This window comes from Paenibacillus taichungensis, assembly GCF_013359905.1.
GTDB lineage: Bacteria > Bacillota > Bacilli > Paenibacillales > Paenibacillaceae > Paenibacillus > Paenibacillus taichungensis.
Window position 1 is genome coordinate 615,204 of sequence record NZ_JABMCC010000115.1, and the last position, 23,590, is coordinate 638,793.

Annotated in this window: 20 protein-coding genes; 11 read left to right on the forward strand and 9 right to left on the reverse strand. The window is 43.1% G+C overall.

What is annotated here, in order from left to right; translation table 11 throughout:
* The first annotated feature begins 155 nt into the window (after nt 1–155).
* A complete protein-coding gene (locus tag HP548_RS21930; protein ID WP_246318153.1) occupies nt 156–2,204 on the forward strand; it encodes a glycoside hydrolase family 16 protein in 2,049 nt (682 codons plus the stop codon).
* A gap of 231 nt (nt 2,205–2,435) precedes the next feature.
* Here HP548_RS21930 and HP548_RS21935 read toward each other — a convergent pair whose 3' ends face one another.
* Together HP548_RS21935 and HP548_RS21940 are read right to left on the reverse strand one after the other, a co-directional pair.
* Nucleotides 2,436–3,863 carry a M56 family metallopeptidase gene (locus HP548_RS21935; RefSeq protein ID WP_175382838.1) on the reverse strand — a complete coding sequence of 476 codons (1,428 nt, stop codon included), beginning with the start codon at nt 3,861–3,863 and terminating at the stop codon, nt 2,436–2,438.
* 9 nt (nt 3,864–3,872) lie between these two features.
* Nucleotides 3,873–4,247 (reverse strand): BlaI/MecI/CopY family transcriptional regulator, encoded by a 375-nt coding sequence (locus HP548_RS21940; protein ID WP_076288565.1) that lies wholly within the window; start codon nt 4,245–4,247, stop codon nt 3,873–3,875.
* Between the two features lie 237 nt (nt 4,248–4,484).
* Here HP548_RS21940 and HP548_RS21945 point away from each other — a divergent pair, with 237 nt between their 5' ends.
* The 4 genes from HP548_RS21945 to HP548_RS21960 all read left to right on the forward strand — a co-directional run bounded on the left by HP548_RS21945 (nt 4,485) and on the right by HP548_RS21960 (nt 7,660).
* The gene (locus HP548_RS21945; protein WP_175382839.1) at nt 4,485–5,111 is read left to right on the forward strand and encodes a hypothetical protein; all 627 of its coding nucleotides are present in this window, start codon (nt 4,485–4,487) and stop codon (nt 5,109–5,111) included.
* Nucleotides 5,112–5,357: 246 nt separating this feature from the next.
* The gene (locus HP548_RS21950) at nt 5,358–5,951 is read left to right on the forward strand and encodes a YdeI/OmpD-associated family protein (RefSeq protein ID WP_175382840.1); all 594 of its coding nucleotides are present in this window, start codon (nt 5,358–5,360) and stop codon (nt 5,949–5,951) included.
* A gap of 182 nt (nt 5,952–6,133) precedes the next feature.
* A complete protein-coding gene (locus tag HP548_RS21955) occupies nt 6,134–7,165 on the forward strand; it encodes an ABC transporter substrate-binding protein (RefSeq protein ID WP_175382841.1) in 1,032 nt (343 codons plus the stop codon).
* Between the two features lie 123 nt (nt 7,166–7,288).
* Nucleotides 7,289–7,660 (forward strand): iron chaperone, encoded by a 372-nt coding sequence (locus HP548_RS21960; RefSeq protein WP_063565000.1) that lies wholly within the window; start codon nt 7,289–7,291, stop codon nt 7,658–7,660.
* A gap of 70 nt (nt 7,661–7,730) precedes the next feature.
* On the opposite strand, the gene HP548_RS21965 is transcribed toward HP548_RS21960, so the two are convergent.
* Entirely contained in the window at nt 7,731–8,621 is an 891-nt protein-coding gene (locus tag HP548_RS21965; protein ID WP_175382842.1) for a LysR family transcriptional regulator, read from the reverse strand.
* A gap of 111 nt (nt 8,622–8,732) precedes the next feature.
* On the opposite strand from HP548_RS21965, the gene HP548_RS21970 reads away from it, so the two are divergent.
* On the forward strand, nt 8,733–10,118 hold the full coding sequence (locus HP548_RS21970) for an MFS transporter (protein ID WP_175382843.1): 1,386 nt from the start codon (nt 8,733–8,735) through the stop codon (nt 10,116–10,118).
* A gap of 24 nt (nt 10,119–10,142) precedes the next feature.
* Here the strand turns inward: HP548_RS21970 and HP548_RS21975 are convergent, their stop codons facing one another.
* Nucleotides 10,143–11,006 carry a helix-turn-helix domain-containing protein gene (locus tag HP548_RS21975; RefSeq protein WP_217504776.1) on the reverse strand — a complete coding sequence of 288 codons (864 nt, stop codon included), beginning with the start codon at nt 11,004–11,006 and terminating at the stop codon, nt 10,143–10,145.
* A gap of 126 nt (nt 11,007–11,132) precedes the next feature.
* Here HP548_RS21975 and HP548_RS21980 point away from each other — a divergent pair, with 126 nt between their 5' ends.
* Nucleotides 11,133–13,076, forward strand: coding sequence for a glycoside hydrolase family 127 protein (locus tag HP548_RS21980; protein WP_175382844.1), 1,944 nt, complete (start codon nt 11,133–11,135; stop codon nt 13,074–13,076).
* Nucleotides 13,077–13,299: 223 nt separating this feature from the next.
* On the opposite strand, the gene HP548_RS33440 is transcribed toward HP548_RS21980, so the two are convergent.
* Nucleotides 13,300–13,440, reverse strand: a complete 141-nt coding sequence (locus tag HP548_RS33440; protein WP_246318154.1) for a hypothetical protein — start codon at nt 13,438–13,440, stop codon at nt 13,300–13,302.
* A 64-nt stretch (nt 13,441–13,504) separates the two neighbouring features.
* Here HP548_RS33440 and HP548_RS21985 point away from each other — a divergent pair, with 64 nt between their 5' ends.
* The 3 genes from HP548_RS21985 (at nt 13,505) to HP548_RS21995 (ending at nt 18,018) form a co-directional block, all read left to right on the forward strand.
* The gene (locus HP548_RS21985) at nt 13,505–15,499 is read left to right on the forward strand and encodes a M1 family metallopeptidase (RefSeq protein WP_246318155.1); all 1,995 of its coding nucleotides are present in this window, start codon (nt 13,505–13,507) and stop codon (nt 15,497–15,499) included.
* 352 nt (nt 15,500–15,851) lie between these two features.
* Nucleotides 15,852–17,297 carry an amino acid ABC transporter substrate-binding protein/permease gene (locus HP548_RS21990; RefSeq protein ID WP_175382845.1) on the forward strand — a complete coding sequence of 482 codons (1,446 nt, stop codon included), beginning with the start codon at nt 15,852–15,854 and terminating at the stop codon, nt 17,295–17,297.
* Nucleotides 17,290–18,018, forward strand: coding sequence for an amino acid ABC transporter ATP-binding protein (locus HP548_RS21995; protein ID WP_064638330.1), 729 nt, complete (start codon nt 17,290–17,292; stop codon nt 18,016–18,018). The genes HP548_RS21990 and HP548_RS21995 overlap by 8 nt, the downstream gene beginning before the upstream one ends.
* Before the next feature lie 55 nt (nt 18,019–18,073).
* Here HP548_RS21995 and HP548_RS22000 read toward each other — a convergent pair whose 3' ends face one another.
* Nucleotides 18,074–18,982 (reverse strand): AraC family transcriptional regulator, encoded by a 909-nt coding sequence (locus HP548_RS22000; protein ID WP_175382846.1) that lies wholly within the window; start codon nt 18,980–18,982, stop codon nt 18,074–18,076.
* 242 nt (nt 18,983–19,224) lie between these two features.
* On the opposite strand from HP548_RS22000, the gene HP548_RS22005 reads away from it, so the two are divergent.
* A complete protein-coding gene (locus HP548_RS22005; protein ID WP_175382847.1) occupies nt 19,225–20,439 on the forward strand; it encodes a sugar efflux transporter in 1,215 nt (404 codons plus the stop codon).
* Between the two features lie 67 nt (nt 20,440–20,506).
* On the opposite strand, the gene HP548_RS22010 is transcribed toward HP548_RS22005, so the two are convergent.
* The 3 genes from HP548_RS22010 to HP548_RS22020 form a co-directional block, all read right to left on the reverse strand.
* Nucleotides 20,507–21,787 carry an MFS transporter gene (locus HP548_RS22010; protein WP_175382848.1) on the reverse strand — a complete coding sequence of 427 codons (1,281 nt, stop codon included), beginning with the start codon at nt 21,785–21,787 and terminating at the stop codon, nt 20,507–20,509.
* 17 nt (nt 21,788–21,804) lie between these two features.
* Nucleotides 21,805–22,437: a TetR family transcriptional regulator gene (locus HP548_RS22015; protein WP_175382849.1), complete on the reverse strand. Its 633-nt coding sequence runs from the start codon at nt 22,435–22,437 to the stop codon at nt 21,805–21,807.
* A gap of 133 nt (nt 22,438–22,570) precedes the next feature.
* On the reverse strand, nt 22,571–23,422 hold the full coding sequence (locus tag HP548_RS22020) for a MurR/RpiR family transcriptional regulator (protein ID WP_175382850.1): 852 nt from the start codon (nt 23,420–23,422) through the stop codon (nt 22,571–22,573).
* Nucleotides 23,423–23,590 lie beyond the last annotated feature (168 nt).

Sequence of the window (23,590 nt, forward strand, 5' to 3'; positions counted from 1 at the left end):
GAATCAAAACCCAAAAAATTGGGATATAACAAAAATAATTGTACCTTTTCAGCAGTTTATCCTATTCGATAGAATAAAGATGTTCCCCGATGTAAGCGATTACCTTTAAACGCATAGATTGGGAGAAACTATTATCCTATCAAAGGAGGGCAATTATGAAACCATCTCACTTTACAGAGAAACGGTTTATGAAAAAGGTACTTGGTTTGTTCTTAGTGGTTGTGATGCTGGCCAGTGTTGGTGTGCTGCCAACTACAAAAGTTCAAGCAGCTGGAACGACAGTTACCTCAATGGAATATTTCTCACCAGAAGATGGACCTGTTATTTCAAAATCTGGCGTTGGCAAAGCCAGCTACGGATTTGTTATGCCTAAGTTTAATGGAGGCTCCGCAACTTGGAACGATGTTTACAGTGACATTGGTGTTAATGTGAAAGTAGGTAACAACTGGGTTGATATTGATCAAGCCGGAGGTTATATCTATAACCAAAACTGGGGGCACTGGAGCGATGGAGGATTCAATGGTTATTGGTTCACCCTTTCCGCAACAACCGAAATTCAACTGTACTCCAAAGCGAATGGGGTTAAGCTTGAATACCAACTTGTATTCCAAAATATTAACAAAACAACCATCACAGCGATGAATCCGACACAAGGGCCGCAAATTACAGCAAGTTTCACAGGCGGTGCAGGCTTTACATATCCAACGTTCAACAATGATTCTGCGGTGACCTATGAAGCTGTAGCTGATGATTTGAAGGTATATGTAAAACCCGTAAACAGCAGCACATGGATTGATATTGACAATAATGCAGCCAGCGGCTGGATTTATGATCACAACTTTGGCCAATTCACCGACGGTGGAGGAGGTTACTGGTTTAACGTAACGGAATCGATCAACGTCAAATTAGAATCAAAGACTTCCTCGGCTAACCTTGTTTATACCATTACGTTTAATGAACCTACAAGAAATTCATATGTCATTACGCCATACGAAGGTACAACCTTCACAGCAGATGCGAATGGTTCGATTGGAATTCCACTTCCCAAAATTGATGGGGGTGCGCCAATCGCCAAGGAACTGGGCAACTTTGTATACCAGATTAACATCAATGGACAATGGGTGGATTTGAGTAACTCCAGTCAGAGCAAGTTTGCATACTCGGCTAATGGCTACAACAACATGTCTGATGCCAACCAGTGGGGATACTGGGCCGATTATATCTATGGTCTTTGGTTCCAGCCAATCCAGGAAAATATGCAGATTCGTATCGGATATCCGCTGAACGGACAGGCGGGTGGAAATATTGGTAACAACTTCGTCAACTATACCTTCATCGGCAATCCAAATGCTCCGCGTCCGGATGTATCCGATCAAGAGGATATCGCAATCGGAACTCCAACCGACCCGGCTATCGCGGGCATGAATCTTATCTGGCAGGATGAATTTAACGGAACTACGCTGGATACAAGTAAATGGAACTATGAAACAGGCTATTATCTCAATAACGATGCTGCTACCTGGGGATGGGGAAATGCAGAACTGCAGCACTACACAAACAGCACCCAAAATGTATTTGTACAGGACGGAAAGTTGAATATCAAGGCTATGAACGATAGCAAATCTTTCCCGCAGGATCCGAATCGGTATGCACAGTATTCCTCCGGTAAGATTAACACCAAGGATAAACTTTCCTTGAAGTACGGCAGAGTAGATTTTCGTGCCAAGCTTCCTACTGGTGATGGCGTTTGGCCAGCACTGTGGATGCTTCCAAAAGATTCTGTATACGGCACATGGGCTGCATCAGGTGAAATCGATGTTATGGAAGCGAGAGGACGTCTTCCAGGCTCAGTAAGCGGTACTATACACTTTGGTGGACAATGGCCCGTGAACCAGTCTTCGGGTGGCGATTATCACTTCCCAGAAGGGCAAACTTTTGCTAATGATTATCATGTGTACTCCGTAGTCTGGGAAGAAGACAACATTAAATGGTATGTAGACGGTAAGTTTTTCTATAAAGTCACTAACCAGCAGTGGTATTCCACAGCTGCACCGAACAACCCGAACGCGCCTTTCGATGAGCCGTTCTATCTCATTATGAACTTGGCAATCGGTGGAAACTTTGACGGGGGCCGTACTCCGAACGCGTCCGATATCCCGGCAACTATGCAAGTAGATTATGTACGTGTGTATAAAGAACAGTAATAAAACAGCCGTTTGCGCGATTGGGGTCGTGTCGAGGCATTCACCATAGTTATCGGTGATGAAGCAAATTGAACGGAGAAGACTGGAAGACCAACAACAGAAATGTTGTTGGTCTTTTGGTTTGAGAAGGTAGCTGGTTAGTCTTAAGCGAAACTAATCTTTTCTACAATAATGAAGCAACCTTCGTTCAACAATTGAACGAAGGCTGCTTGTAATTCCATGAAAATGCTTTTAATGACGGGAATCTGATTGCGCTGGTACTACAGAGGCCTCTTCACGAACTGCCGCTTGTACTGTTGGACGTGTTACCCCAGCGGCTTCTTCACGAACTGTGGCTTGTGCTGCCGAACGTGTTACTACAGGAGATTCTTCACGCACAGCCGCCTGTGCAGATGGACGTGCCACTACAGCTGCTTCTTCGGGAACTACCGCTTGTGCAGATGGACGTGTTACTACAGGCGCTTCTTGACGGGCTACCACTTGGTCATCTGAACGTGGTACAACCGAAACTTCCTCACGAGCTGTCGCTTGAGCTGTTGGGCGTGCTACCACAGGAGATTCTTCACGAGCAGATGGATGCGTTACTGCAGGAGCTTCTTCTCGGACAGCCGCTTTCTGTGATGGACGTGTTACCGCGGAAGCTTCCTCACTCGCAACCACCCTCGGAGTATTGCTGGAAGCCCAAGCTGTTGTCATTGTACTAATTGCAGCAACGACGAATAGCGTCGATATCGCTACAACAAAGGTTTTCTTTTTCACATTCTTTACGTTAAGCATAAAAGTTAATCTCCTTTTTAGTTGTTTGCCATCCCCGGATAAAGAGGAGCAGAATTGTATAGGTAGATTCCTTGATCCTGCCACTACGTTCAGGATGGTTTCCCCATATCGTTTACGATCCGCAAGGGACATTCCCTTTACAACTTCTTCATCGCAGGACAGTTCACTCCACGTATGAATATCTTTCGAAAGCATATGAACCAATGGATTGAACCAATGCAATGCACGGGCTACTAATATGAGCGCCTTGATCCATAGATCTTTCCTTTTCAGGTGGATCAGTTCATGATGGAACACCATACCGATATCCACACTTTCAGAATTCTTCAGAGGCAGATAAATAGTAGGTTTCCTCAATCCAATTAAAAAAGGACTGCGAATTAGAGCGCTGTAAGCAAGACGAACCTCGCTCTTGAGACCCAGATTCTCCTTGATTACAGGGAGCAGCATAGCAACATCGCTAGTCTTCGGAACGCTGGTTCGCGTAAGTTTTAATGTCTTGAGAAACCTGTGATAACAATATGTTTGCCATGCTACAAAAGTTATGGTCCCGATTCCCCATAAGCATATAAAAGCGAGAGCTACGTTTGCTGAAATGGTCTGTACCTGGATGGCAGGAGCCGGATTGAATGGTCCAGGTAAAACTTGTTGAACATTTAAGGGTAACTCGTTTAATGTAGTACTGGATGTAAACAATGAAAAAATCCAATGAAAGACCAGAAAGATGGGCAATAGATACAAAGCTAAAGCCATTTTCCCAATTCCAAAACGCCATTTTGCAGGAATGACTTGAAAGGGAGCAAGGCGCAAAGACAGAATGAAAGCGACAACGACACTTCCGGCAACAGTCAGCGTAGACAGTAACACAAGAATGGTATTCATAGACTACACCTACTTTTCTGAAAACCATTGTCTCAGCTCTGCAATGTCTTGATCAGAAAGCTTGTCGCCATCATACAAAGCTGAAATCAAATTTTTTACAGAGCCTTGATATAATCCATCCAGGACTTGTTGTGCCTCCAATAGCTTGTAGTCTTCGGGCGAAATACGGGGGACATACTTGTTGGTACGTCCATCCCTTGTAGCTGTAAGAGCCCCTTTGTCTACTAGCCTAGAGAGAAAGGTGGAGATGGTTTGCGCCTTCCATGCTTTACCCCTTTGGGAAAACATGTTCAGCAGTTCGGTGGAGGTGACAGGTGGCTCACACTCCCAGATCACTTCCATCAGCTCCATTTCAGTATCTGATAATTTTTGAAGATGGTTCACAGTGAACACTCCTTAACTTCGTTATGCGTCCATATCGAAGGTTATTACTACACTACGTAGTAGATATAAGTTACTACAACGTGTAGTAGATAGTCAAGTATTGAATGGATGCTGCGGAATCAGAGGCAGGTCTGTACTAGCTATCAGCTCAATCTTTGATTGATTATAATGCAGAGACGAATGTCTGGAGTATATACTTAGTCATAAATTCTGAAATCACTATAGAGGAGAAATGATATGAATCTGTTTCATATACAATCTACATTGCAAGAGATCGATTGGACTGCATCGTTCCTGGAGAATAACTTTATCGGTATTGGTTGGCCGGCGACAGGAGATTTGGAGCATGAGCCTGCAGAAGAATGGAAAGAGCAATTAGTTCAACGCTACAGGATAGGAAAGACGGAAATTCGTGATGTCCTGGACACGCTCCATACTTTTGCCTACGTCATGCAGGACGGGGATTATGTTTTGATAAATGATGATGAATGGACATATGTAGGGGATTTGGGTGATTATTTTTACGATGATTCCAACGGAACCGGAGAGGAATACATATGCCACCGACGAGGCGTTACCTGGCTGGGACGCATTCCCTTAGCAGAGTTAAATGATAAAGCACTTGCACTTGTGAGTCATTACTCAATCATTGCGAAATTCGAACACCCAATTACACAGGCTCAACTGGAGCCCTGGGTTTCGATCACCTCTGTAGCCACTGAAGGAGATAATCATTCTTCAGTTAGAGTAGATGAAGGCACTATTCAAGAAGCACTCAATGTTCTAAAAAAGGCATTGCATAGCGAAGAAGAGGACCTGCGAATCCGTGCAGCGGCGGTAATTTTACAATACGCCAAATCCTAGGGGCGTTCTCAAATTGGTTTCTTTAATATCGGCTTCCTAGTTAGGGATAAGAGGTGGGACATAGGACATATGTATATGAGTTAAATAATAGTTAGTGTTGACCAGACGCCAAATGGTGTCATAATATTTAAGCGACACTACATGGTTTCGAATGAAATTAACTGCTTTTTCTTGGCAATCATATGTAAGAGTGAATCTTTTTAGAAAATACAATAAAATGATTAGCATGATGAAGGATGGTCCCTAATGACAACTAATAAAACTAATCCCAAGGTGGATGAATATTTAAACAAAGCAATGAAGTGGAAGGAAGAATCAGAGAAGCTAAGAGAGATCGTTCTTTCCTGCGACCTGACCGAAGACTTTAAGTGGATGCATCCTTGTTACACGTTGGAGAATAAAAACATCGTTATCATTCATGGATTTAAGGAGTATTGTGCGCTTCTTTTCCATAAAGGAGCCTTGTTAAAGGATGAGCAGGGTATTCTAATTCAACAAACAGAAAATGTACAAGCTGCTCGCCAGATCCGGTTCACCAATCTTCAACAAATCGTTGATATGGAAACCATCCTGAAAGAGTACATTCTTGAAGCCATTGAGATTGAAAAGGCCGGATTGAAAGTGGCACTCAAAAAGGATACAGAATATGCTGTTCCAGAAGAGTTTCAAACAAAACTGGATGAAAATCCTGATTTGAAAACGGCTTTTGAAGCACTGACACCTGGACGTCAACGGGCATACCTTTTTTATTTTTCCCAACCGAAGCAATCCAAGACTCGCGTGTCCAGGGTTGAGAAATCTACACAGCAAATTCTGGATGGAAAAGGGTTAAATGATTAAACCGTTAATTTAATTTGGGAAGCAGCTGTTTTAAAATTAATTTATATTCCTTGAAGCACCTGCCTTGGTAGGTGTTTTTTTGTTTTGTCTTTTGTCGAATATGAAAGCATCTTGTCAAATGTACTATTGCATGGTATCGTTGATAACGATTATCAATATCATTTGAAAAAGGTGGGTTTATTTTGCTGAAACGAAGAAATTCAATATGGATTATATCCGTATTTATTGTATTGCTCGTACTGAGTGCATGTGGTCAGTCCGCAACATCAAGCAATACAACGGAGACCGCAAACACAACCGGAGCTGCGGACACGGAATCATCAAGCGGCTCAACATCTGCGTCTGATGCCGATACTACAACAGGTGCCGAAGGAGAGACTGTTACATATCAATCGGATGCAGGTGAAGTGGAAGTACCTGTGGAGCCGAAACGAATTATCGATCTGACCGCATTTTCAACAGGGTACTTTGTTGCACTCGATGCTCCAGTCGTCGGAGCCTTGTCAGGTGCAATAAACAACAAGTACATCAAGGATCAGCTCAAAAGTGAGGGGACAACAGATCTGGGAGAGCAGCCAACAGCTGAGCAACTAATCAGCCTAAAGCCTGATCTGATCATCGCATACACAGGTACGGAAGGTCTCGACAAGTTGTCGCAGATTGCACCAGTGGTACAGTTACAATATGGTAAGCACAATTTCAAGGATCTCATGTTGGAGATGGGCAAACTGACCAATAGAGAAGCCGAAGCAAAAGACTGGATCACACAATGGGAAGCGAAGATAAATGAGTTGAAGCCAAAAGTGCTTGCCGCTGTAGGAGATCGTACAGTCTCCATTTTGAATCCATACGCCAAAGGATTATTTGTATTTGGTCATAATTACGGTCGTGGTGGTGAAATACTCTATGACGAATTTGGCCTGAAGGCACCAAAAAGGGCTCAGACAGAGGCAATTGATAGTGGCACAGGCTGGGCCTCAATCTCGATGGAAGTGTTACCGGAATATGCAGGCGACATCATCTTCACTAGCCCGTGGTCAGGAGATACAACCGATCCGAAGATTGTATACGATAATACGGTGTGGAAAAACCTAACTGCGGTCAAAGAGGGCCATGTGTTCCAGCTTGATCCGACCTCCGATACATACAACGACCCTGTATCGCTTGAAGGTCAGCTGAAGTTTATCTCGGACAGCCTGCTATCGGTGAAGTAGTCATTGAGTAATATATATTCTTTCAACCCTTTGGCGAATCTGGACCAAAGGGTTTTTCAATTTCATTTTCATGATAATATGAGAGGAAGTATGCGAAATAAATCTTGGTTAGGAGAAGATAATATGGACGTTTTTGCAGAATATCTAGCACGAATTGATAACCTGGGACATCGGGACCGTACGGAAGAAGTTTTAGAATGGATTATCAAGAAGTACCCAAATTTAGTACCTAAAATAGCGTGGAATCAGCCCATGTTTACCGATCATGGCACATTTATTATTGGATTTAGTGTATCCAAACATCATTTGGCTGTGGCGCCTGAGAAGGCAGGGATTAATCATTTTTCCGATGAAATTGTGAAGGCCGGCTATGAGCACACCAAGGAGTTGGTGCGTATCCGGTGGGATGGACCGGTTGATTTTTCATTACTGGAACGAATGATTGATTTCAACATTACGGAAAAAGCAGACTGTTCAACCTTTTGGCGGAAATAGGCATGATCGATAGCCTACAACAAAAGACCTCGCTCTCACTTATGTCGGTGAGCGGGGTCTTTGTAATGGGTTATTCAGCAATTGGTTTGCACATTGCACCAAAATAATCTATGACTACGCTGCTAAACGCGATAGCTGCTTTCGATATATATCTGTTTTTATGCGACAATAAAGCAATTTCCCTCACTAGGTTCTGATCCTCGATCCGGAGATATACAATTCGTTCCTGCGGGTTTCTTGCTGTATTGGGTATAAAGGCAATCCCAATCTCCGCCTCCACAAGTGCAGTTAATCTTGCAGGCTCATCTCCTTCATAAACATACTTCGGTACGAATCCGACGGATTGACATTTGGAGTCCACCAGATCACGAATACCATATCCTTTTTTCACCCCCACAAACCACTCATCCTTAAGCTCTTCTAATGTGATGCTGCTTCGATTCGCATATTGATGACCGAGAGGCACAGCAACTACAATTGGGTCCTGGAACAGCATCTGACATTCGATTTCATCTCCCTGGATTGGAGGGGAAGACAGACAAAAATCAATTTCGCCTCGGTGGAGAAGCGTGCACATTTCTTCCAACGTAACCATTTGTACATGAAACTGAACATTCGGCTTATTTTTTCGGAATTCCCGCAAGATTCCTGGTAATGTGCTTGCTGTAGTAACTGCCAATTGAAGTGTACCGTGATCCGGGTTGGAGAGATCAGCAATTTCCTGTTTTCCCTGTTCCAATTCGAATAAGGCTTTTTCGGTCCGTCGAAGGAATGTTCTTCCGAATTCGTTTAACCGCAGTTTTCTGCCCAATCGATCAAATAACGGTGCACCCAAGTCATCCTCCAAACGTTGTATCGTCTTGCTCAGTGAGGATTGAGTGACATGCAGCTTACCCGCAGCTTCTGTCACATGTTCACATCGGGCTAACGTCAGAAAATAGCGTAGCTGAAGAAGTTCCATTTCGCACCACTCTCTTATTCCTTTTAGTTCATCAAATCATAACATAAAATGCGTTGGAATAAATAAAGGGATTCCATTAAGATGACAACAGAAGAAGGAGGGATATACATAATGAATGTTCGAAATATATGGTTAATGATATCTGTGGGCTTGGGAATCATGCTGAATCCGCTCAATTCCTCCATGATATCTATAGCAATTGCAAGACTACAACAGGAGTTTATACTTGATGTTACGACCGTGTCATGGATTATTTTTTCCTTTTACATTGCAAGTGCTGTGGCTCAACCGGTCATGGGCAAGTGCAGTGATCTGTTCGGCCGCAGAAAGATATTCCTTATCGGTCTGGTTGTTGTCTTTGGTTCCTCCATGTTAGCTCCGTTATCTCCAGACTTTTCTTGGCTTATCGTATTCCGGATCATTCAATCTGTTGGCACAAGCATGATGGTAGCCGTCGGAATGGCGATTGTAAGAATCCACGTTACTGAGAAACAGGCTGCTGCCCTGTCTATCCTTGCGATGTTCCTGTCTGGTGCAGCCGCGGTAGGCCCTTTTATTGGCGGTGTATTGATTCATTGGTGGGACTGGCAAAGTATTTTTCTAGTGAATATTCCATTGGTAATCGCAAGCTTTATATTCGCCTGGAAAACCATTCCCAAAGAAGCGACCCTCAAATCCAACTATGGCGACATGTCCATCAGAAAATGGTTCCTGCTGATTGATGCGCCCGGCATACTTTTGTTTACCGTCGCATTGGTGACTCTGCTAATGAGCGTGCTTTCCGTTAAATCAACCGGACATCTTTTAACTTGGCACCTTATGGCAGGAGGGATCGGATTGCTTGCATTAGCAAGTTTTATCCGACATGAATTGAAAACAGCGTCCCCCTTTATTCCGCTGAGGGTATTTGCCAAATATCCCGAAATGACCTGGGTGAATGTACAATTTATGCTGGTTAACACTCTGTTTTACGCTCTGTTTTTTGGTGTGCCATCTTATTTACAGCAGGTACGCCATCTGAACGAAGTTCATACAGGACTATTGATGCTAACCCTTGGTTTATGTTCACTCATCTGTTCTCCTCTCGCCGGACGCTGGATTGACAAATCAGGTACGCGGCCAGCTTTGATCGTTTCAGCGGTGTTAATGACGTGCGGGTCCATCTGGATTGTGGCATTGGATAAAGGCTCACCAGTGGTGAATGTCATCTTGCCCTTAGCTGTATTTGGTATAAGTAATGGGCTCAACAGTGTTGGTATGCAGGCGGATTTGTTTAAAAGCACACCCAAAGATATGATCGGTGTCGCATCAGGTATTTTTAATACATCGAGATATCTGGGGACCATTTTGTCATCGTTGTTGATTGGAATTGTCATGGGAGACACATTCAGTTTTATAGGATTTCAAACGCTTGGAATCATCCTGACAGTATTAGCTGCATCTTTAATCATCATGACCTTACGACGCCAGAAATCATCCTCAACGCAGACGTTATAGTGCCGAATCTCATAATTCATATCATTACGTAGTCATATATTGCTTTCGAAATTGAAGCGGAGAAAACCCGATATACCGTTTGAAACAGGATGAGAAGTAGGGAGCATAACGAAAGCCCACTTCTTCTGCAATGCGATCAATCAACCAGTCTGTAGTAACCAGTAATCGCTTTGCACGTTCTAAACGAAGTTCATTTAAATATTCAATTGGCGTTTTACCATACTTCATCTTCATGCAACGGATAACATAGTTGGGATGAAAATGGAGAGCTGCTGCCAACGTTTCATTCGTGACCTTTGTCTTGTAATTCTGTTGAATATATATTGCTGCTTGTTCTGCTAATCGTGTCTGCACGGAATCCATAACCCGCAAGCTGCCTTCTTCCAGCATGGAAAGCAATTCACCTAGCAAGCGCTGCTCCTGCCAAAAGGAGCTATCCATTTCTAGTGTCAATAATTGCTCCAGAAGATTGAAAGCCGCTTGTGGATGGGCTAATTTCGAATGTTTAGGAAGCCTTAACGTATAAGGATTGCCAAACGGTCTGGAGGAATCTTGCAACTCCGGTTCATGATCAGAAGAGGTCAGCAAGCTTTCATATCTTTCAACATGCTCGAAATGCAGCCAGTAAAATACCGTTTTATGTGTACACGGCCTGACCGAATAGTGTTTTCCTTCTGGCAGCAGGATTAGTGAGTCTCCTTTCTCCAAGGTCCATTGCTGATCATTCTCTCCAATATATAATTCTCCCTTGACCACAATCAGTACATCGTAGATACCAAGCTTTTTCCGGTTCGGATGTTGATCTCCGATTTCATATTCAGAACGTCCTGCTCCTAGATAATAGGGGAGTTGGGGGACGTTAAGCTCTATGATTCCATCTCCATTCAAAACAGATAACCCTCCCTATTAGTGTTAAATTTTATAGAAAAAAGTTCAATTCAATTCTATTTTCCCATGTAATCACAGCTTATAATTGAAAACCACAAGAGTCAATTTTATAGGAGGAATTCCATAATGCGAAAAGCCAAAGTAGCCATTCAAGACACCTTCTGGAAAGAATACTCCGAATTAGTCCGTCAGACTGTCATTCCTTATCAATGGGAAGCGCTAAATGATCGAATCGAAGGCGCGGAGCCGAGCTATGCCATCCGTAATTTCCGAATTGCAGCTGGCTTGGAGAAAGGTGAATTCGGGGGATGGGTATTTCAGGATAGTGATCTCTACAAATGGTTGGAAGCGGTTGCTTATTCAATCAGTAACCAACCTGATCCCAAGCTGGAGAGCATCGCTGATGAAGTGATTGATCTGATTGGTCAAGCTCAACATGAAAATGGCTATGTAAATACCTACTTCACCATTAAAGAGCCTGGAAGACAATGGACCAATCTGTATGAAGCTCACGAGCTATATTGTGCTGGACATATGATAGAGGCAGCAGTTGCATATTATCATGCGACAGGGAAACGCATTTTTCTCGACATCGCATGTCGGTTCGCTGATCTCATTGATAGCTTGTTTGGAACCGAGCAAGGTAAAATTCAGGCGTATTGTGGGCACCAGGAAATTGAATTAGCTCTGATTAAACTGTACAACGTTACAGGAGAACAACGTTATTTGAATCTGAGCAGTTATTTCATTAATGAGCGCGGTAACAAGCCAAGTTATTTCGTGGAAGAGTGGGAACGCCGGGGAAGGAAAAATAATTGGTCACAGGGGACTCCCAATCTTGAGGTATATCAGTCTCATCTGCCAGTGAGAGAACAAACGGTCGCTGTGGGTCACTCTGTTCGTGCAGTCTATATGTACACCGCCATGGCCGATTTGGCACGCCTCACGAATGATTCAAGTTTGCGAGAAGCCTGTGAGCGGCTCTGGATCAATACAACGCGCAAGCAAATGTATATTACCGGCGGCATAGGTGCAACACATCTGGGGGAAGCATTCACGTTTGACTATGATCTGCCTAACGATACGGTTTATGCAGAGACCTGTGCCTCCATTGGACTAATTTTCTGGGCACGTCGGATGCTGCAATTGGAAGCCAAAAGTGACTATGCTGACGTCATGGAAAGAGCACTATACAATAATGTACTTGGCAGCATGTCCAAAGATGGACAACATTTCTTCTATGTAAATCCACTAGAGGTATACCCGGACGCAAGTGAAAAAAATCCAGACAAACATCATGTGAAGCCCGTACGGCAGAAATGGTTTGGTTGTTCATGCTGTCCGCCTAATGTGGCACGTTTATTGAGTTCACTTCATGATTATATTTATGACATATCTAATGACGGAAAAACGGTGTATGTGCACTTGTTTATCGGTAGCGAGCTTCAATGGGTGACAGGAGACGGTCTGCAAGTAACAGTACACCAACGATCCGAATTACCGTGGCATGGAAAGGTGGAGTTCTCGATTTCTTTGGCTGGTAATGATGCTAAAGCTGCTCCATTTGAGATTGCAGTCCGCATTCCTCAGTGGTTTCAAAGTCAGGATCCAATATTAAAGATCAACGGAGAACCTCAACATTATCGTAAGCATAATGGTTATGCAAAAATGGAACGTGCTTGGTCCGATGGTGATACAGTAGAGTGGATATTGCCACTAGAGACCCAATTGATCGCTGCTCATCCTCTGATCCGACCAGATGCTGGGAAAGCTGCCATCCAACGCGGCCCACTCGTTTATTGCCTGGAGCAAGTGGATAATGGATCTCCACTGTCTTCACTCTCATTCGCAGAGGAGCCAGAGTTGAGAGAACACGAAACGCCTGAACTGCTTGGTGGCTGCATTACTGTAGAAGTTGATGGGCTACTTGTGGATGAATCCGTGTGGTTGGATAATCAACCTTACAAGCCGTTACACAAAAACGTCAAACCAGTACAACTCACAGCAATCCCTTATTATTTATGGGGCAATCGACAAGCCGGAGAAATGAATGTTTGGCTTCGTACCTGACTCTATAACTCGTTTGTGACACCTTTCATTGAAAATCGGTAAAGAGACACAATTACTAAAAGTCGCCTAAATAGCGACTTTTTGCTTTATGGTCATGCTCATTTAATACAAACAGCTTCTTTTTTTAAACGAAATTTAAGATACGCATTAAACCAATGTAAGGTTGATCTTCTATACTTGCCTCTGAGCTTCAAAAATCATTCGAGGGAGAGATTTATATCAATCATACACGTTCATACACATCAAATCGAATCAGAATAACAGCCATCAGCGCACTCGCTATAATTCTGACCGCATGCCCGATCATAAATACGGGTAGTGCTGCCGCTAATGCAGCTCCTGTATCAGCTATTTCACAGGCCACAAAAGATATTCAGGCTCAAGCGCCTATCCAATATCGAATTCAAGCCCGGCTGGATGAGAAGAAGATGACCATACAGGGGAGTGAATCCATTACTTACAGAAATACGAGCAAAGATACATTGAAGCAACTGGTTTTTCATACTTATGCTGATGCCAACCTTTCGGAATCGACACAGACGACCATGTTTAAACATTCCAATGAAGAGATTAGCAAAAATAATCTTGATAAGAAACCGGAAGACTTTCTTGGAGGAATTGATATTGAAAAGGTGACGACCGGTGGGCAAGCCCTTGATTTCAGTAATAAAGACCAAGCTATGTCGGTGAAATTGGAGCAACCCCTTCAGCCTGGTGAATCCGTGTCGGTTCAAGTCCACTTTAATCTGAAGATTCCCTATGGAGCACAGCGGTTATCGTATTACAAAGATATTATCAATGGGGCTCATTGGTTCCCTGTAATGTCAGTCTATGATGAGGCCAAGCATGAATGGGATAGCAAACCTTATAGTAAAACATTTGAAACGGATTATTATACTTCAGCGGATTATGAAGTTCAGTTCAATGTTCCCGATCAATATCAGGTAGTGATGCCTGGTACGATAACCACACGGGATGATGAAGAGACTGGACGCAAAGTGGTATCCACCGTAGCCGAGAATACGAGGGAGTTTGCTTTCTTTGCCAGCCCAAACTTCAAAGTGGACAGCGTAACCCGGAATGGCCTCACCGTAGAGTATTATTATTTTGACAACCAGCCAGGTAAGAAAAAAATCGTTGATGGGTATGTTGATCAAGCATTCAAAGCCATTGATTTTTTCAGTGATAAATACGGTAAATACCCTTATCCTGAATTCCGGATTGTTGAATCATATGTAGAAGGTGTAGCTATCGAGTATTCAAGGCTTATCCAAATGGGGCAAATCGGAATAAATTCTGCTCCAGAACAGGACACCGTATTTGTGCATGAAATCGCGCACCAGTGGTTTCATGCGTTAATCGGGAATAACTCGGAGACAGAGTCTTTCCTGGACGAAGGATTTGCGGATTTCTCCAAAGTGTATTTTTCTGAGAAGCAGGGGGATACGATGAATGGCTTCAAGTCCATCCAATTTGACGATTCCACTGTGGATAAGGCTATTGCTTCAACTAATGACGAGGTGGGAGATTGGGCAAGCCCAGTTTATTACGATAAAGGCCGTCAAGCGATATATCAATTGTACCGTTCCGTCGGGGAAGAGAAATTCGATGCCTTTATGAAAGAGTATTTTAAGCGCTATGTGTACCAAAACGCTACGATTGACGGACTTCTGCAAACGATAGAAGATGTACTGGGGAAAGAGGCGCGAGATGATATGAAGACGGCTTTATATGAGCCTAATTTTACGCTGAAGCCCGAGTATCAACTGTCGAATGAGGAGAAAACGGCATACCTGCATGATCAGTTTCAATCGCTGTATGGATCAGCGTTAACTCAGGTTCCGAATTTACCTTTTGAAACGATGAGCCGTGTGATGGATAAAGCCCTTCAAGGTGAGCGATTAGCCATTGTGCTCAGTGATCAGGTGAGCAAGGCAGCGAACAAACAACAGGAAGCTATGGTAAACCAACTGACAACTCTTCTGGATTTAACCGGAGTGAAGTATGACCTGATCCAGGACCGGCAGGAATTGAAGCAAAAAATGAAAAAAGAACTGGCTACCAGCAACCTAATTGTACTTGGTAACGCCAAATCAAATGGTTTTGTACAAGCGTTAAAATCCAGCATTATAGACCGTGCTACCCATATCGGTTTTCAATGGAAAACGACTATGAACCAACCGTCTGCTGCGGGAGCCTATGTGATCAAACACCCTTATAATCAAAATCGTTTGATGCTGCACTATTTCTGGAATGAAGATCATCTGAGCAGTGGGAGTCTTGAACCATTTATGATGAAGATGCAAGAATCCATTGGATTCAGCAGCGCTTATTATCAGTACTATATGTTGGACAAGACGGGCAAGGTAACATTGGATAAAAAAGTGGAAAATCCACTTTCGAAATTTTTCGCTGAAGAATAACCCGAAGTGTCCATTCTTATAAAGAAAGATTAAATACCTTGGCAATTGTCATGGGAAGATCATCATATTGTCTCTGTTATTGAGTCGCCAATATGGCGACTTTTTTTATTTAAGTCCATTTTAGGTTTTTAAAACCTGTCCTGAAGGGTAAATATAACGTGGATCTTTAAATGGATGTCAAATAAAACACTGCGGAGGAAAGTGAAGAATGTTAGGGAAAGCATTGATTGTTAATATACTGCAAATAATAACAATATAATGTGCAAAGACACCTAAAAATGTACGACACGACAGTAACATCAATGACAAGAAAATGATTAGGATTCGGAGAACACCGAGATGAGGAGGACATATGAAAACAACCAAGGTCTCATTTTTTGTACTATCACTAATTCTGCTCCTAGTGGCGGGGTTATCCGGATGGTCGGGGGATGCCAATGCAAACTCTAATTCAGGTAAAACCTATGTGATCGGCACGGACATCACATTTGCGCCGTTTGAATATCAAGATGAAAATGGGGATTATGTAGGCATCGACATGGATTTGCTGGATGCGATCGCCAAAGATCAGAACTTCAATTATCAAATCAAAGCCCTGGGATTTAATGCGGCAGTGCAAGCTCTTGAGTCAAATCAGGTGGATGGCGTCATTGCCGGGATGAGTATCACGGATGAACGCAAACAAAAGTTTGATTTTTCAGAGCATTACTATGAATCAGGCGTTGTTATGGGGATTAGTGCCAATAATGATACTGTAAAAAGCTACGAAGATCTTCGCGGAAAAAAGGTCGCCGTGAAAACGGGCACAGAAGGATACAGCTTTGCTGAGTCTATCGCCTCAAAATATGGTTTTACCATTGTTCCATTCGACGATTCTTCGCAAATGTATGATGATGTGAAAACTGGAAACTCGATTGCATGTTTTGAAGATGAACCAGTTCTAAGATTCGGGACAAATCAGAATAACGGTTTGAAAATCGTGACCAAGAAAGAAGACGGGGCTTCCTACGGATTTGCAGTAAGTAAAGGGCAAAACCAGGAACTTCTGAAAATGTTTAATGAAGGATTAGTGAATATCAAGGCTAACGGTGAATTTAAGCGCATTACCGAGAAATATCTTGGTGAAAATGCCGTTGTCGCAAACCAAGGTCGTTGGGAATTAGTCCAAAAATCTCTGCCGGCACTGTTCAAAGGTCTGGGAAATACCCTCTTATATACGATTATTTCGCTGTTTTTCGCTTTTATCATCGGCTTGATCTTTGGCTTTATGAAAGTGGGTCAAAATAAGTTCCTTCGTGGTGTTGCTACTGTATTTGTGGATATTTTCCGTGGGATACCGTTGATCGTCTTGGCATTCTTTATTTATTTCGGGATTCCTCAGGCCATGGGCTTCACCATGCCACTGTTCCTGGCCGCCATTCTGACGTTGAGTCTGAATGCAGGGGCGTATGTAACGGAAATTATTCGCGGGGGTATTCAATCGATTGATCGTGGACAGATGGAAGCAGCCCGTTCATTGGGACTTCCTTATCGCAAAGCGATGATAAAGATTGTAATCCCTCAGGCCATACGGGTTATGATTCCTTCGTTTATTAATCAGATGGTTATTACATTGAAAGATACGTCGATCTTGTCCGTCATTGGCCTGGTGGAGTTGACGCAATCCGGTAAGATTGTTATCGCAAGAACATTCGCCTCTTTCGACATTTGGTTGACTGTTGCGATTATGTACCTGATTGTTATCATCACATTGACTAAAATTGCTGACTACCTGGAGGTGAGGGTTCGTCGTGGGTAAAATTAAAGTAGAAGGATTAAAGAAAAGTTTTGGCACGAATCATGTGTTGAAAGGCATCGATATATCGGTCAACGAAGGTGAAGTTGTCTGTGTCATTGGACCTTCAGGTTCAGGTAAAAGTACGTTTTTGCGCTGCATAAACCAGCTAGATGAGATCACAGCTGGACGGGTTATCGTAGATGATCGAGATCTAAATGATCCCAAAACGAACATTAACAAAGCTCGCGAGAACATAGGTATGGTATTTCAGCACTTTAACCTGTTTCCTCATTTCAGCGTGCTCAAAAATATTATGTTTGCCCCCAGAGAACTTGGGATTTTAAAAGAACAGGAAGCACGCGATACGGCACTTCGTTTGCTGGATCGGGTTGGTTTGTCGGATAAAGCAGACAGCTATCCCAACCAACTTTCGGGCGGACAAAAACAACGTGTAGCAATCGCTCGTGCGCTTGCTATGAATCCGGACGTTATGTTATTCGATGAACCAACTTCGGCGCTCGACCCCGAGATGGTAGGCGAAGTCCTTGGTGTAATGAAGGATCTTGCGAGCGAAGGTATGACGATGATTATCGTGACTCATGAAATGGGCTTTGCCCGTGAAGTTGCGGATCGGGTTGTCTTCATGGACGGTGGATATGTTGTAGAGCAGGGCACCCCTGTTGAAATATTCGGAAATCCAAAAAATGAACGGACGATCAGCTTCTTGGAGAAAGTACTCTAAAAAGCCAAATCAAAACCCCTTCAAGATCATTTCTTGAGGGGTTTTTAGTGTGCATTTAATTTGAATGGGTCATTGCTCGTAGACGTTTTACATCTTCTCTTGGCGGAAAACCAAACATGCGAGAATATTCACGACTGAATTGTGAAGGACTCTCATAGCCGACCTGAAAAGCGACATCCGCAGCATCCGTCGATTCAGACAATAACAGACGCCTTGCTTCCTGCAGTCTTAATTGTTTTTGGAACTGAATAGGACTCATGGCGGTAACCTCTTTGAAATGTCTATGCAGTGAAGCCACGCTCATTTTTCCAATCTCCGCAAGCTCCTCGATGCGAAACGTTTGATTATAACTACTTACAATCCGTTCAATCACATCTCGGATGCGGTACGTAGCACTTCCTTCAAGTGCAATCTGCTCTAACATGCCTCCATGCTCACCTTCAAGAACTCTGTAGAGAATTTCCTTGATATAGAGAGGGGCCAATATCGAGATATCCTTTGGTTTATCCAGCAACCGGACTAATCGAATTAGGGCATCCAACATCGTTAACTCCGTCGGGCTGACATATATGCCTCGTTTGGCATTTTCCTTCCGCCTATCTCGCAATTCGGTATCGCGTAATACATCCAGCACTTGCTCCGGCGTAAATACAAGATTTAGAGCCAAATAGGGAGCGTCTGAGGAAGCCTCAACCACTTGTGCGGTAACCGGAAGGTCCAAGGAGGCCACAAGATAATCGGCTGGACTATATCTAAAGCGCTCCTCGGCCAGCCATACATCTTTTGCACCTTGAACAATAATGCACAAGGACGGTTTGTAAACAGCATGCTTCGGACCGGTCACTGATGAGCGACGAATAAAAAATAAAGAAGGAATCGCAGTTTCATTTAAACCTTCGTGTTCTGAATATTGCTGAATAACACGGGCAAGATCTTCCTGTTGCTTATATATGGGCTTAGACATAATATCCTCCTTACTCCTTCAACGGAATAGCCCAATTATAAACCATGAAGATCCCATATATAAATGGTCTTGAGAAGATTAGGCAATCTTTTGCGATGAATTGGTTATCGGTCTTAAATTCACTTGGTGCATAATTGGATGACAGAGACACGGCAACAGCCTTACTTTTTTAGAGAGGAGAATCAGAATGAAAAATCGTTCTCTCGCTATTAACGAAATGCGTTCTGACTGGAGGTGAGAATTTGTTTACACGGATTAAAAATCTGTTTGAGATAAAAGGATATCGTTTATTCATCATTTGCATTCTGCTGGTCGGAATAGGTATTTCAATTACTCAGCCATATCTGTCCTTGTATGCCACCGAAGTTTTGGGAATGAGCATGGGAACCTTTGGCGTTTTCATGGCAGTAAGTTCATTAGGTGGAGTACTGGTCAACTCGCTTATTGCCAAACGGTCAGATCGCGGTTTGGATCGGAAATGGTTAATTATTTTGGCAATGCTATCGTCTGCGTTGGGATACGCTTCATATTTGGTGTTTGATCAATTCATTATTCTGTTGGTTGTCATAACTTTTTTTAGTGGATTAGGCGCACCTGCGATGCCGCAAATCTACGCCTATGCACAGGAATCGGCAGTAGCAAGTCAAAACAATGATAAAACGTTCGCTATGTCTATATTACGTTCACTTGTGTCCTTAGGCTTCCTGATTGGACCACTTGTCGGTACAGTTATATTGGGTGTACTTGGATATAAGGGACTCTTTCTGGGCACGTCCTTTATCTATATTACCATCGCATTTCTTGTTTTCTTTTTTCTACAAAGACGAAAATTAGTCCAGCAAAATAAGGATAAAGTAAAAAGCGCACACACTTCATCGCTGAAAAACAAAAAAATCATGCTGCCGTTTATCGCCTTTATCTTCATGTTTGCTGTAAATGCGATGAATACCATCAACACACCGTTGTTTATTGTTCATGAGCTTCAGGGTACACCGATGGAAGTTGGATTGGTCGTTAGTATCTCTGCTTGTTTGGAGATCCCCATTATGCTTGTATTAGGTTCCTTGGGCAAGAAGATATCAAACCACAGTTTGTTGATCATCGGTTGTTTTGTTGGGCTTTTTTATTACGCCATCTTAAGCCTATCCACCCATTCCTGGCAGCTTATCGCGGCGCAGCTTCTGCAGGCAATATATGTAGCCATTGTGATGGGGAATGGACTAAGCTATTTCACGGATTTGTTGCCTCATTCACCGGGACAGTCCACGACCCTCTATTACAATGGCTCTATTATTGGTCGTCTTGTGGGAAATATGGGCGGCGGTATTCTTGCCCAAATCATCGGATTTCGTCATGTGTACTGGATGTGTATCGTTATCATGATTTTCTCTGTGTTGATCCTATGGGCGACAAGGGTTCATTCAAAAGCCAAACCAACAGCAGGACACTCCGCGTAGTTCTTATTGCTTCAATTCCATGTTCAAAAGAAAGAGGCTGGCAGGTGTTCACTCAGGTGAATCTTGTTTAGGCTTCTTTTCCATCTGCAATGGCCTTCTCGCCCGTTGAATAAACCAATTGGTTACGAACCAGGGAGGGCAGGAATCTTAGATAGAAAAAGCTGACAGCGATCGTGCAGAATGCCAGCATGTAATGCAGCCAGGTGACCGATAACCAGAATGGAAAGGTAAGGGCGATACCTCCCAGAGCCAGTGAGTGCCCAAGCATCATAATTGGCTCGATTAATGAATTAACTCGGCCCATATTTTGTGGGGGAACAAGCTCTGGCATCCAACTGCCAAGCGCAATGTTAATGGGAGCTATGGTGATTCCCGCCAACAGGATGAGAACAAGATAGACTTCGATCCGCACGGTTGTTCCAAGTCCTCCGATGAGCAGGCTAGAAATGAATAGCCCCGATATCAAAATTGGAGTTCTTGTGAAGCGCCGGATGAAGTGAGGAGCAATGATACTGCCTATCAGAAAGCCGATCCCCATAAAGACAGTAATGAGCGAAGAATGAACGACGTAATTGTCGGGGCTTAGCTTGTATTTCATGGTGAAGATGGGGAGTACAGAGAAAACACCGTTTACAATACCGAAAAAAAGAAATCCACTAATCAGTACGAGAAGCAATCGATTTTCGGAAATATACCGAAGGCCATGCCAGAAATCCTTAAAAAGAAGTGATAGCCGTAGTTCCCGAATAGAGGTTCTTCCGTTGGGGATACGGGCACGTTCGGGGAAATCTCCCCAGGCTAACAGAAGACCGGAGATCAGGAAACTGACACAGTCGATGATAAAGGCACCTTTAATGCCGATAAAATGATAGGCCCCTGCTCCTAAGCTCATGCCAAAGAGCATGAACATCCCCATGATCATTTGATTGAGGCCGGAGGCCTGAACGTATTGATCCTGATCAATGCTGCCTTGCAGCAATCCCATTTCTGCTGGACCAAAAAATTTGGATATCGAGCTGCGTAAGAAGAGCATCAAAAAGCAGAAGAACAGCATGTCATAATGAACAAATAATAGCAGCAGCAGGGTAAGGCCTGCCCTGATCCAGTCACTGTAGGCGGCAATATGCTTGCGGTCGAATCGGTCAGCGATGACACCAACGATCCAGAACACAGTCAAAGTGGGCAATGAATACATCAGCTCTGCCATCGTAGCGAGTGATGGGCGCTCACTGTACCTGTCTACCAAATAAAAGGCGAATGCCATATTTCCAATCACGGTTCCTAGCTGTGACGCAAAAGTCGCAATGAAAAGCTTACAGAACGTTGGATTACGAAAAAGCGACTTCATTCCTTTTCCCCCTAATCTTACGTTTCTTTGATCGATACTGGATGGAGCAGATTCTTCAAATAAAGCATCAAGGCTTCATACTGCATTCGAGTATTTGCTTTTTCAGGACCAATGGCAATGTAGTGAGTCATAATCCCCTCCTGAAAGGAAGCTGCGAGTCTGGATATATCCATAATGTTCATGACAGGTGAGAACTCTTCACGTTCCACACCGAATCGAAGCAGCTCCGCAAACTGTGCGATTCCCTTTTCATATCGTTCAAGAAGCAGCTCGCGGCGTGGCTCTTCGCGCCACCCGACCAGAAAGTACTCATAGAACGCTGGCATCAATCCTCCGTGGGGAGAACGATGGAGTTCTTGCAACTGCTGGGAGTAAATCGTAGTCACCATTTCCCATATGGAGGAAGAGGAATCCATTAGCTGATTGATATACTGTTCATAATCGGCATCCTGATAATCCAGTAATGCTTCGAAAATATCCTCTTTGGTCTGATAATACAAGTAAATCCAGCCCCGACTCATTCCAGTTTCCTGAATGATATCCTTTAACGTCGCTGCACCATAACCCTTTTCGGTAAACACCCGTTTGGCTGCTTCAAGTATTTGCAGATTTCTCCGTTCTTTTTGAGTATCTGTTAGTTTGGGTGACATTTCACCACTTCCTTCCCTTTTCATCAAAATGAACCTCGTGTCATTTTTATAATAATGACACGAGGTTCATTTTGCAATAGAAAAAAATAATCAACGCAAGAACAATTCTTCAAGTGCGTTGATTATTTTTATATCACTCATCCAAATTGAAATTCTTCAACGAATAAGTAGTCATTTGCATGTTATTGGCGTAGTCAATTTGAAAGATACAGGAATATATCACGTTTAATACGTAATCAAAGGCAATTTGTGATGAAAACGTACCGATCTTTGCATGTTTTGTTTCGTCATTCGGCACCTGGATACAGATCGTACTCATCTTGGCCAACTCACTTTGATGATTCGCGGTAATCGTAATAAATGGAATTTTTGCACGCGAGAAATGTTGGGCTGCCTTTAGGAAAATGGGCGATTTTTCATGATAGGTCAAAAAAATGGCGCAATCCTGTGGGGTAAGATTTATGGTGTGGTAGGCCCATTCAGATAGCTCTGTTGTGATCACGACGTATTTATTGATTTTAATCAATTTATTCTGAAAGCTCTTCGCGCGAATCTGAGAATCCCCCAACCCATAGATGAAGATTCGTTTCGCCTGATCAAGCAAATGGGCTGCTTCTGTTAGAGAGGCTTCATCCATAAAAGCAAAGTTTTTCTCAATCGTTTCTTTCATTAGTTCAGCTATATCTTTTGCCACCTGGAGTGAAGATTCGCCAAGAGCGAACGGATAATTGGGATCGATATTGGAGATGTTCTGAGCATCCTGCTGAAACTCTCGGGCAAGCTTAATACTGAACTCCTTAAACCCTGAAAGTCCAAGCTTATGAGTTAAGCGATTGATGGCAGAATGTGACGTGTATGTAGCTTTGGCAAGCTCTTGAATATTCAAATGAAGCATTAGCTCCTTATGAGTCAGAATATAAGAAGCGATGCTTTTTTCATTTGGTGTAAAGTGGTTCATGTCTGTTAATTGGGTCAATATTTTCAACAGGTTCACCCCGGATTCATTGAAATAACGTTGATGTAGAGCGTCCAGTAAACATTTTGTTTAAAAAGAGGGCATCAGAATTACAAAACATTGATCAAATGTACCGTAATTTCTTCAAAGCTCCTCCGGAGGATTTTCTTCTTCTATAATAAACAAAAAAGAGCCTAA